The sequence below is a fragment of the Veillonella dispar genome (genome assembly GCF_937975875.1).
Classification (GTDB): domain Bacteria; phylum Bacillota; class Negativicutes; order Veillonellales; family Veillonellaceae; genus Veillonella; species Veillonella dispar_B.
In genome coordinates this window covers 1-11,143 of the sequence record NZ_CALJSP010000159.1, presented here as the reverse complement: position 1 = coordinate 11,143, position 11,143 = coordinate 1, and the positions used below count along the sequence as shown (strand labels likewise).

Genomic DNA, 11,143 nt, shown 5'->3' with positions numbered 1-11,143 from the left:
CATGTAGTACAAGTACATGCCTTTTACGTACACGAAGAAAAGAAAGTTATCTACTACGATATTATCTTTGATTTTGACGAAGAAGATCCGCATGGTACATTAGAAAAAATTAAAGCAGAAATGCAAAAACGCTGCCCTGAATATACACAATTTGCTATTGTGGATACTGACTTTAGTAACTAATAGAATAAAAAGGCTTCAACCAATAATCGACGAAAATGTTTTGACGAGAAGCGGTTGAAGCCTTTTCTTTTATAAGTTGAGAGAGCTAGTTATACTATAGCTAATAGCGAGGTGGTACTATGTTGCGATGGAATCAAATAATTAAGAATAATGGTCCTGAAAAATAAGATAGGCTTGATAATAAATAGCCTAATGCGTATAATGTGTTGTATAAAATATAATTTGTTTAGGGAATCCTATTTGAGGAGAGATATAATGAAGAAATTTGCTCTTACAACGTTAGCTGTAATGGCGGCCGTTGGTGTGTTGGCGGTTCAGCCTGCAGATGCGAAAAAGGTACAACAAGATCCTAGTATGGCAATTATTGATATGCCTATGAATGATGAAATTCAGCAAGTCAATGGTGTATCTAAATCTGCAAATAAAGAAACACAACGTTTATCTAACAAGTTAGCAGATGCTACAAGAGTGATGGTTAAGAAAAATTGGAAAACCATCTATATTAAAGCTGTACCTACAGGAGATAAATCAGCTGTACGATTCTATTACACAGATAAAAATGGTCAAGTATATAATGGCCAAGTCATTAGAAATACAGGCCTATCCAAAGGTAAATATATGACTGGTTCGTTGCGACAAGTTGAAGCGCTACAAGAATTAGTAAATCATTTACAACAAAATGGTCAAGAGGTACCATCCTCCATTGATCTTATCATTACCCAAGGCGGATATCGTACTAAGACAATCTTTAATTATGGCGAAGATACAAGTAATCTACCTGCTTATCAACAACAGTATGAACAACAAAATTTCCCTACTATGAAGTAAGAGAAAGGCCCGTGCATAGCACGGGCTTTTTGTGTTAGATTATGTAATCGTCAGAATCTTCTTTTTTAGGTTTTTTGTAAATTTCTTTTACACCAGCCATCTCGATAAGTTCCTCACTGAGAGCGTCTTCATCGTCCGTGTTAAGCATGGAGTAGAAGGCCCAGAGAATAACGAACCAAATTGGTGTAAACAAGAGGGCAATTCGAGTGTCTTCGTTTAGGGCGAGAATACCTAGAATGAAAACAAAGAACGCAAGGATGATGTAATTCATCACTGGGAATAGAGGCATTTTAAATTTAGATTGTGCCGCTAATTCAGGATTTTTCTTGCGATATTTAAGGTGACAAATAACCATCATTGCCCAAATAAAGATGAAGCAGAATGTAGAGATAGATGTAATCATAACGAATACTGCCTCTGGCATTACATAGTTGAGTACAACTGTAATTAATAGTACTGCAGCGGAGAAAATAGTTGCTTGGTATGGTACACTACTGTGTGTTAAGCGGCGCATAGAGCTTGGCGCATGACCGCGTTTAGCAAGGGCGTAAATCATACGGCCTGTACTAAAGATACCAGAGTTTGTTGCAGATGCAGCAGATGTAAGAACTACAAAGTTTACGATGCCTGCAGCGGCGGCAATACCAACTGCGGTAAATACGGCCACAAATGGGCTAGCAGATGGGTTGACGGCTGTCCAAGGATAAATGCTCATGATGATAGCCAAAGAGCCCACATAGAACAAAATAATGCGTAATGGAATGTTGTTAATCGCCATAGGGATAACCTTTTCAGGATCCTCTGTTTCACCAGCTGTTAAACCTACGAGCTCGATACCTGTGAAAGCGAAAACAACCATTTGGAATGATAAGATAAAGCCCATCGTTCCGTTCGGGAACCAGCCCCCATAATTCCACATATTACTAAAGGCGGCAACACCTGCATCTGTAGTAAAACCTGTGACAATCATGATGATACCGATGATAATGAGGGAGATGATGGCAATTACCTTAATCAAGGCAAACCAGAACTCCATTTCACCGAAGTATTTTACGGCTGTTAAGTTCATTAATAGCAATGCCACTAAGACGACAAGGGCGGGTATCCATTGAGGCAACCACGGTATCCAGAACTGCATATAGAGGCCTACGGCTGTTAAATCGGCCATGGCTAGTGAAAGCCAACAGAACCAGTATGTCCACCCTGTAATAAATGCTGCTCGATCACCTAAATAATCCTCGACGAAATCGATAAAGGAGTGGTGATTCAAGTTGGATAATAACAATTCGCCTAATGCTCTCATGATGAAGAAGCAGATAATACCTGTAATAAGGTAGGCGAAAATAATGGATGGACCTGCCAAGTGAATGGCACGGCCGGAGCCTAAGAACAAGCCTGTACCGATGGCACCGCCGATGGCGAGCAACTGTACGTGCCGGTTCTTAAGGCCCCGTTTTAACTGATGCGTATCAGACATAGTAAAGACCTCTTTTCTACAAACCATCTACAAATATAAAAAGCCATGGATGACCATAGCTTTTATAATCTATAGAATCAATAAAACTATTTTCTTATAATACAGTATCTATTACAAAAAGTCAAATGTATTTATACGGTGGACACATAGCAAAAATAGTATTATTAATATACGAATAAAAGAGAAATTATTCATTTTAAGAGAATACTTAGCCTTAAAAGATTTCTAAAATTTGCTATAATGATACATAGATTATTTTTTATGTAAAACTGTGGAGACTATTATGAGACGACAAGATCGCAAGGTTACAGATATAGATGAAATTAAGGGTATTTTAAATAGTACTCGTATCATTCACCTAGGTTTGATGGATGGTGATTACCCTTACGTGGTACCCTTACATTTTGGATATGAATTTATAGATGAGGTACTTTATATCTATGTACATGGCCATTATGAGGGGAAAAAGTTTAGTTTGATTCAAGCGAATCCCCATGTATTTATTGAAATTGATGGTAGCGATGAAGCCCTCGTTTCAGGTGGAGATATACCATGTAAATATAGCTCGGTATACTCTAGTGTGATGGGTCGTGGAGAGGCTACCTATTTAGAGGCTACTGATGAAAAGTCTCATGGCTTACAAGTATTGATGAAACATCAGACAGCTCGTGAGTTTACTTTTACGGAAGCCATGGTAAACTCTGTGGGCGTTGTTCAAATTAAAGTGGAAGACTATACTGCAAAACGACGAAGACAACTTGAACAAGATATTATCATGCCTCCATTAACTAAATAATGATACAACATCCTATTGAGATCTCTTATGATATAGTGCTCAGTAGGATGTTTTTTTATATATCAAACTCGTAAGCCCTAGAGATAGTATTGGCTGATGACTATGCTTTCATAAGAGAAAAGATAAAAGTTTTATGAAGTAGCTAGGGCAACAGAACAGGGGACCTATTTTTGATATAAATAAGAAAATATATCATTATATGTGTGGAGTATATTATAAATTTTTATAATAGGAGAGAGTATGAGCAAAACAATATATAAGTCCATTTTAGCTGTTATAGCAACGGGTCTATTATCTGTAAGCTATGTATCAGCAGAGACTGTTGATCAGTCTGTATCTACTAATAATTCTGAGGCCCTATCTAATTCTAAAAATGTTACACCAAACATGGCTAATGCTTCTGTAATTATTCAACTACCAAGAACGCAATTAGTAGGTTGGCCTTTGATGACTCAAGACAGTGCTCGTAACTTTAAGGGAATAGCAGAGGTTACTCAGAAATTGCCGTATGAGGCTGAGGTACCTAGTTATATACCTTATGGATATCAGCTTTATACAGCACGTCTTGATCGAAATGATGTGCTAGAGGTTGTATATTACAAAAGAAATGCACCTATCTATCAGGATGGGAGAAAATTCATTACTAATGCTAGGGCCTATCGAATGGGATACTCATTGGATACCGTAAGAGATACAGCGTATATTCCTGCAGAGTATAAGGACTATGAATGGTCTGAACAAGGTGAATCTGGCAAGGTGTATTACACAGGTAATCCAGGAAAACAATTGATTCGTAGCATTACGTGGACGGAAGGTGGAATGGCATATTCCTTATTCTTCTTAGAACCTGTGAAAGCAGCTGATGCAGAATTCTATAAGGAACATATCGTGCCTGTTAAAACTATAGATAGCTCACGTTATGAACTATTAGGAAACTATCCGATTACGAAGACTTTTACTAAAACAAAAGAACGAATAATTCCTTAGGAGATAAACGGGATGTAATACAAGCTGTATGTAATACACACCGTATCTAGAACAATATATTGTGTAATAGCGGTGAAATATGTAATCGCTTAACGAGGAAAGAAGATGAATAAAACTATATATAAGTCCATCTTAGCCACTATAGCTGTTGGGTTACTATCTGTAGGAAGTGTAACAGCAGATACTGTAGACACTGCTATATCTGCAGATAATTCTGTATCCACTAAAACACTTAAGCTAGGACATAATTTTAAAAATGTCGAGCCTAGAATGGATGGTTTACAGTGGCGCTTTCATGATTGGCCTATAGAGAATACACAAAAGGCTCATACATTTAAGGGAAACCTAAAAGAGGCAGCGAAGAAGCTTCCATATGAGGTTAAGGCCCCTAGTTACATCCCTTATGGCTATGAAATTTATACAGTACGTCAAGAAAAAAATGATGTATTAGAGGTTGTATATTTTATAAAAAATTCCCCTAACTATCGAGATGGCAAAAACAACCTTGCTAGTATTTTTGTTTATAGAATGGGCTATTCCGTGAACGATGTAAAAGATGTACCGTATGTTCCCGGTGAGTATAAGGATTTTGAATGGTCTGACCAAGGCGAATCTGGTGAAGTCTTTTACACCGGTGATCCAGCAGCACAACTAATTCGCAGCATTACGTGGACAAAAGACGGTATGGCATATTCCTTATTGTTCTTAGAATCTGTGAAATCAGTTGATGCTGAATTCTATAAGGAGCATGTGGAGCCTGTGAAAATATAGATGCTCACGTAGCAAATTATTTGGAACAAAGCGGTAACGTATGTAACCGCTCAAAGAGGAGAGAATATGAAGAAAATATTAACATCTGCTGTGTTATGTGCCGCTATGGCTACGGCAGTAAGCACCTTTGGCGTACAGCCAGTTAGCGCTACATACCCATTAATAGATAAAAATGGGAACACTGTTCCTGTTGAACGAGAGGTAGATAATCAGAAAACTATCGATGATAATACAAGACTCGCTGATCGCTATCGCTGGTATGATCAAGTTGGTGATAATGATTTAGTCGAACCTAATATAGAGAGTGTTGCGCAGGAATTTGGCTATCCTATACAAGTTCCGTCTTATATGCCTAAAGACTATGCAGTACGCGATGTAACGGCCAAGGACCATGATGTATTAGAAATCGTTTATACAGAAACAGGCCATGATGGTGAATATGGTCCGAAATTAACCTTCTCTAATACAGATATTGTATATCGCATGGGTTGGGCTATCGATACAGTAGTAAAGCCTATATTAGAAAAGACAAATTACAATGCTAAGGATGCAGTTAGCTTTATTACCCCTAATGGAATCTCTGTACATACGTTAGGTTCTAGTCAAGACGCTATTCAGATTGCTTACTGGGAAAAAGATAATAAAGTGTATATGCTCTACTTTGCTTCCTCAAGAAACCAAAACTATGTAAGTAAAATTGTAGATTCAGTAGGCCCATTAAGTAACGTGTCTACTGATGATACTCGATTACGTGGTGACCGCAATGATAAGCAATATGTTGAAGAAAACGATGCGAAAAAGGTTAAACAAAATGACGAGCCTGAATGGCCTCCTTATGAATCGATTGGGCTGCCATTACGTACACATACAAATTCTGTGTGGCCTATACTTACCAGCAAAACTATTGGCCTACCTAGCGGTGTAATCGATGCATCTCATAAGATGTCCTATGACGTATCTGTACCAAGTTACTTGCCTCTTGGCTATACATACTATGCTACACATTTTTATGACAATGATGTATTAGAAACTGTATATTGGAAGCAAGGTCAAGAGTATCAAGAGCGCAGCGGTCGTTGGGTAAATCATACTATGGTCTTCCGCATGAGCTACTCTATGGATACTGTATGGCCTGAAGAATATATCCCATGGGAGTACCATGACGTACAGTGGAGCGACTCCACTCCAATAGGGGAGGTTCAATATACAGGGGATGTAGATAAGGGCTTAGTACGCAGTGTTACGTGGTACAAGGATAATATGGCGTATTTCTTGTTCTTCCAAGTGCCTGTGAAAGCATCTGAAGCAGACTTTTATAGAAATCATGTAGTGCCATTAAAAGATATCGATCCAAGTCGTACAGACTTAATTGGTGTAAAAACAATTCGTTAATACTAAATAGTAATAAAAAAAGAACCTATCTCCTAGATATTTTACTAATATCTTTAGAGATAGGTTCTTTTAGTTATTAATTAGAAGAATACGTAGCGGATGATAACGAGTACCGCTAATACGTACATAATCCAGTTAACTTCTTTTGCACGACCTGCAATGATTTTGAGTAGAGGGTATGCAATAAGACCTGCAGAGATACCATTAGCGATGCTGTATGTGAACGGCATCAAAACGATAACGAGGAATGCAGGGAAGCCTTCTGTCCAATCATCGAAGTCGATATTGCGGATAGCACCTAACATAAGGGCACCAACAATGATAAGAACAGGAGATGTAGCAGCATTTGGCACCAAGGATACGATAGGAGCCAAGAACAAGCAGATTAAGAATAATACGCCTGTTGTAACAGCGGTTAAGCCTGTACGGCCACCAGCACCTACACCTGCCGCACTTTCAACAAAGGCAGTAATCGTAGAAGTACCGAGCAATGCGCCAGCACTAACGCCAACAGCATCGACAGTCATGGCTTTTCCAAGACCTGGGAATTTGCCAGATTTAGGATCTGCAATTTTCGCCTCTGTAGCAGTACCAATCAAAGTACCCATGGAGTCGAACAATTCTACGAAGGTGAAGGAGAAGATAATCGTGATTAAGCCCATGTGGAGCGCACCAGGAATATCTAATTGAAGGAATGCTGCCTTAGAGAAATCAGGTGCTGCTAATACAGTGAAGTTCTCAGGCATTGTGGAAAGGCCAGTAGCATAGGATACAATTGTTGTTACTACCACACCAATCAAGAGAGAACCTTGAATTTTACGAGCCATCAATAATGCTGTAAAGATGAGGGAGAATAGAGCCAACAATGTTTCACCACTGTGCAAATTACCGAGCGTCAAGAGCGCTTCGGATGCTGGAGGTACTAAATTACCATGTGTTTGCACAACTTGGCCTAAGGAGTTTGGAGACAAACTAATAGAGATTGCCATCAAGCCGGATAATTTTAAGCCGATGATAGCGATGAAGAGGCCGATACCAACAGTAATGGCAACCTTCATAGAGGCTGGGATGCCTTCAACGATCATTTGGCGTATCGACGTAAGTGTTAATACGAGGAATACGAGACCGGAGATAAATACAGCACCCAAAGCTGTTTGCCAAGTTACGCCCATACCGAGAACTACGGTAAAGGAGTAAAAGGCTAAGAGGCCAACCCCTGGAGCGAGGGCAATTGGATAGTTTACAAATAAACCCATAGCAATCGTTACAAGGCCACCACCTAAGGCTGTAGCGATGAGGACTGCGTCTTTATCCATCCCTCCGAGACTAAGAATGTTAGGCGCTAAGAATAGGATGTACGCCATCGTGATAAACGTAGTAATACCTGCTAAAATTTCGGTTTTAACAGTGGTACCGCGCTCACTGAGTTGAAATAGTTTATCTAACATTAGATAACACCCTCCCGATATGAAATTAAAAATTATATCTGAATGAAAATATTTCGATATATGTATAGTGTATCATATTTCCCACCATTTTTTGTATGAATTTATGATATACTATAAATATATTATGAATGATTTAGAGGTTAACTTATGAAAATATCTACTAAAGGGCGTTATGCTCTACGGATATTGGCTGATATTGCAGAGCACGGGGTAGAAAAAAATGTACCCATTCGTGAAATTGCTGAACGCCAAGGATTTTCCGATAAATACTTAGAGGGGATTGTATCTCGCTTATCCTCCGCTGGCCTCGTTAAAAGTGGCCGTGGTAAATACGGTGGATATCGCTTGGTGAAATCGCCTGCTGAATACAATGTATATGAAATTTTATATGCTGCAGAGGACTCTATTGCTCTCGTATCTTGTTTAGAAGATGATGTTGAGCCATGTCCTATGTTTAATGATTGCTTGACTGCTCCATTGTGGCAGTATTTGCAAGATGAATTCCGTCACGTTATGGAACGTGTATCCTTACAGGATGTAATGGATCACAAATTTCCAACGGAATAAATGAGAGAGTCGCGTTTTATATGCGGCTCTTATTTATATAGAATGTAAAAGTATATTGCTATATATACTTTTATATATGAAGGGAGGCAACGAATGAGCACAACTGCATATGATGCTCGTGGTGGTATGCGCAATGTATGGATTATTACAGCTGCCATGACGGTACTGGCTATATGTTACACCATGATCATTCCGTTTTTGCCTATCTATCTTTTAGAGTTAGGTGTGCCAAAGGCTGATGTAGCTCTTTGGTCAGGCCTCGTTTTCGGTATTACCTTCCTCATCGCCGGCATTATGGCTCCTATATGGGGGAAGATTGCGGATAATAAAGGTAAAAAACGGATGGCTTTGCGCGCCGGCTTTGCCATTGCCATCTGTTATGTATTAATAGGTTTAGTTACAGACCAATATCAACTACTCATGGGGAGGGCCCTCGTTGGTTTTGCTAATGGGTTCTATCCAGCGGCAATGACCATGGTATCCCTCAGTGTCGATGAGAAACAGGTTGGTAGGGCTTTAGGCATCTTCCAAACGGGGCTTATCTTAGGTAATGTCATCGGTCCATTTTTAGGTGGCGCCGTTGAAAGTGTAGTAGGGATGCGTCCCGTATTCTATGTGTCCGGTATCGCTGTATTTATTGCGACTTTGGCCGTATTGTTCTTTGTGAAAGAACCAAAATTACATGCTACAGGTGCTGATGGAAAAGAACAGCCGGCTCAACCTACTAAATCTACATCCTTACGTGAAGACTTTAAAGCAGTTCAACAACAACCTGTGTTAGTACGATTGCTTTGGATTTTCTTCTTCATGCAATGTGCTATCATGATGTTGCAACCTATCTTGGCTCTCTATGTAGGAGATATGCAAGGTACCATGGAAGGGGCGGCTATGATCTCTGGTACAATCCTTAGTATCGGCGGCTTAGCAGGATCTTTAACGACAAACCTATGGGTTCGTCTTGGCGAACGTCGTGGCTACTTTAAGACTATATCCTACTGTATGATTGGTAGTGGCATCGTTCTCTTGCTTCAAAGCTTACCAGTAGGTATTTGGTGGTTTGGTATTTTACAAGTCTTAATAGGATCTTGTATTGTAGGTATTAATCCATCTTTAAGTGCAGCGGTAACACTTAATACCGATCCAAGCTTTAGAGGTCGTATGTTTGGTATGACAACTACAGCCCAACAATTTGGCTCTATGGTAGGCCCTGTATTTGCCAGTATTGTATCCACTTATATAGGTATATCCTATGTATTTAGTATTACAGGCCTGTTATTGTTATATATGGCATTCCAATCTAGAAAACTATCTGCCAAGCACGAATAATACCATAAAAGAAAGCTCCACACGATTATGTGTGGAGTTTTTATTTAGACAGATTATTTAGACCGATTAGATATACTCATAAGGATTGAATAATATGGCCAATTTTAATAAGACCGAGAAAATAGGATATAAGAAAAAATTATGTTAATCGATAATCTAAGAATACATTTTTAGTGCATAATGACGGGCTTTCATACGTTTTTTGTGAATAGCAATCCAATATAGCCGGATTGATTGCTTTTACCAAAATATTGGTATATAGTTAGTTTAAGGTAAGTCATTTGTCTCACCCTGTGGGACGGAAAGGAGTTATTATGGTCCGTATCGGTCATGCTGTACTCGGCGAAAAGGGTACAAAGATATGTGTTCCTATTGTGGGCACAACAATGAAAGAAATTTTAGATGCTACTGCGGTTGCATGTAATACACCGTGTCATGTAGTGGAGCTACGCATTGACTATTACGAGCGGGCCTACTCCATTGACGCTATTATTGAATTATTAATGCTCATCAAGCCTCAATTAAAAGGTCGTGCCTTGTTATTTACATGGCGCACGAAAGGTGAAGGTGGGGAAAAATCCATTTCTTCACAAGACTACTTCACCATGTTAGAGCGCATCATTCCTACTGGATTGGTAGATGCTATTGATATTGAACTCTTCTTTGATCAAGATAGAATGCTCAAGACTATTGAGTTTGCTAAGGTACATGGCATTACAATTATCATGAGTAATCATGATTTCCATGGTACACCAAGTCATGAGGTCATTGTAAATCGACTTATTCAAATGAAAGAGTTTTTGGCAGACGTGCCAAAGATGGCGGTCATGCCGCATACAACGGGCGATGTTCTTACGCTCCTCGAAGCGACGGCTGAAGTAAAGGCCTTATATCCATCAGATCCAATTATTACGATGGCCATGGGTCCACTAGGGGCTGTGACACGCGCTGCCGGCGCTCTATTCGGCAATGCTATGACCTTTGCCTCTGCAGGCAAAGCATCTGCACCAGGCCAAATCGATGTACATGAACTAAAACGAATTCTTGACACCATCGACGTAGATGGCGTATTCGATGAACAACAACATAAACGCGTAAAAGTACATTAAAAAAGTCGGCGATAGCCGACTTTTTTATATGTTCATACCTTGTGCTAGTATTTTATTAATTATTACAGTTTTATTTTTTATAGAGTATAAGATAATATAATGTTTTGTGACCATTTTTCGTAAATTTTTCTTATTATATTTTCCGTGATATAAAGGATACCTTTCAGGAAAAATATCAAGGGAGAATGCATTATCAATGATTTCTGACTGATGTTGAAGAATAAGGTTTAAATCTTCTGTTTTTTCCTTTAAAGATAAT

Annotated in this window: 11 protein-coding genes and 1 pseudogene; 9 read left to right on the top strand and 3 right to left on the bottom strand. The window is 39.1% G+C overall.

Features of this window, described 5'->3' with window-relative positions; all coding sequences use genetic code 11:
- Together Q7P05_RS07750 and Q7P05_RS07745 are read left to right on the top strand one after the other, a co-directional pair.
- Positions 1 to 183 (top strand): annotated as a pseudogene (locus Q7P05_RS07750) (cation transporter); the annotation flags it as partial.
- 255 nt (positions 184 to 438) lie between these two features.
- Entirely contained in the window at positions 439 to 1,011 is a 573-nt protein-coding gene (locus tag Q7P05_RS07745) for an immunity protein YezG family protein (RefSeq protein ID WP_060924450.1), read from the top strand.
- Positions 1,012 to 1,045: 34 nt separating this feature from the next.
- Here the strand turns inward: Q7P05_RS07745 and Q7P05_RS07740 are convergent, their stop codons facing one another.
- Positions 1,046 to 2,488: an amino acid permease gene (locus Q7P05_RS07740; RefSeq protein ID WP_060924449.1), complete on the bottom strand. Its 1,443-nt coding sequence runs from the start codon at positions 2,486 to 2,488 to the stop codon at positions 1,046 to 1,048.
- A gap of 283 nt (positions 2,489 to 2,771) precedes the next feature.
- Here Q7P05_RS07740 and Q7P05_RS07735 point away from each other — a divergent pair, with 283 nt between their 5' ends.
- From Q7P05_RS07735 to Q7P05_RS07720, 4 genes are all read left to right on the top strand, one after another.
- A complete protein-coding gene (locus Q7P05_RS07735; protein WP_303931471.1) occupies positions 2,772 to 3,284 on the top strand; it encodes a pyridoxamine 5'-phosphate oxidase family protein in 513 nt (170 codons plus the stop codon).
- 240 nt (positions 3,285 to 3,524) lie between these two features.
- The gene (locus Q7P05_RS07730) at positions 3,525 to 4,271 is read left to right on the top strand and encodes a hypothetical protein (protein ID WP_303931470.1); all 747 of its coding nucleotides are present in this window, start codon (positions 3,525 to 3,527) and stop codon (positions 4,269 to 4,271) included.
- A gap of 105 nt (positions 4,272 to 4,376) precedes the next feature.
- Positions 4,377 to 5,042 carry a hypothetical protein gene (locus tag Q7P05_RS07725; RefSeq protein WP_303931468.1) on the top strand — a complete coding sequence of 222 codons (666 nt, stop codon included), beginning with the start codon at positions 4,377 to 4,379 and terminating at the stop codon, positions 5,040 to 5,042.
- Positions 5,043 to 5,108: 66 nt separating this feature from the next.
- The gene (locus tag Q7P05_RS07720) at positions 5,109 to 6,434 is read left to right on the top strand and encodes a hypothetical protein (RefSeq protein ID WP_303931467.1); all 1,326 of its coding nucleotides are present in this window, start codon (positions 5,109 to 5,111) and stop codon (positions 6,432 to 6,434) included.
- 80 nt (positions 6,435 to 6,514) lie between these two features.
- Here Q7P05_RS07720 and Q7P05_RS07715 read toward each other — a convergent pair whose 3' ends face one another.
- Entirely contained in the window at positions 6,515 to 7,882 is a 1,368-nt protein-coding gene (locus Q7P05_RS07715; protein ID WP_303931465.1) for an NCS2 family permease, read from the bottom strand.
- Positions 7,883 to 8,029: 147 nt separating this feature from the next.
- Here Q7P05_RS07715 and Q7P05_RS07710 point away from each other — a divergent pair, with 147 nt between their 5' ends.
- From Q7P05_RS07710 to aroD, 3 genes are all read left to right on the top strand, one after another.
- Positions 8,030 to 8,449: an Rrf2 family transcriptional regulator gene (locus Q7P05_RS07710; RefSeq protein WP_005385239.1), complete on the top strand. Its 420-nt coding sequence runs from the start codon at positions 8,030 to 8,032 to the stop codon at positions 8,447 to 8,449.
- A gap of 93 nt (positions 8,450 to 8,542) precedes the next feature.
- Entirely contained in the window at positions 8,543 to 9,775 is a 1,233-nt protein-coding gene (locus Q7P05_RS07705; RefSeq protein ID WP_303931463.1) for an MFS transporter, read from the top strand.
- Between the two features lie 314 nt (positions 9,776 to 10,089).
- Positions 10,090 to 10,884: a type I 3-dehydroquinate dehydratase gene (aroD, locus tag Q7P05_RS07700; RefSeq protein ID WP_303931461.1), complete on the top strand. Its 795-nt coding sequence runs from the start codon at positions 10,090 to 10,092 to the stop codon at positions 10,882 to 10,884.
- A 24-nt stretch (positions 10,885 to 10,908) separates the two neighbouring features.
- On the opposite strand, the gene Q7P05_RS07695 is transcribed toward aroD, so the two are convergent.
- Positions 10,909 to 11,143, bottom strand: a 235-nt coding sequence (locus tag Q7P05_RS07695; RefSeq protein ID WP_303931460.1) for a type II toxin-antitoxin system RelE/ParE family toxin, incomplete at its 5' end; no start/stop codon positions are given.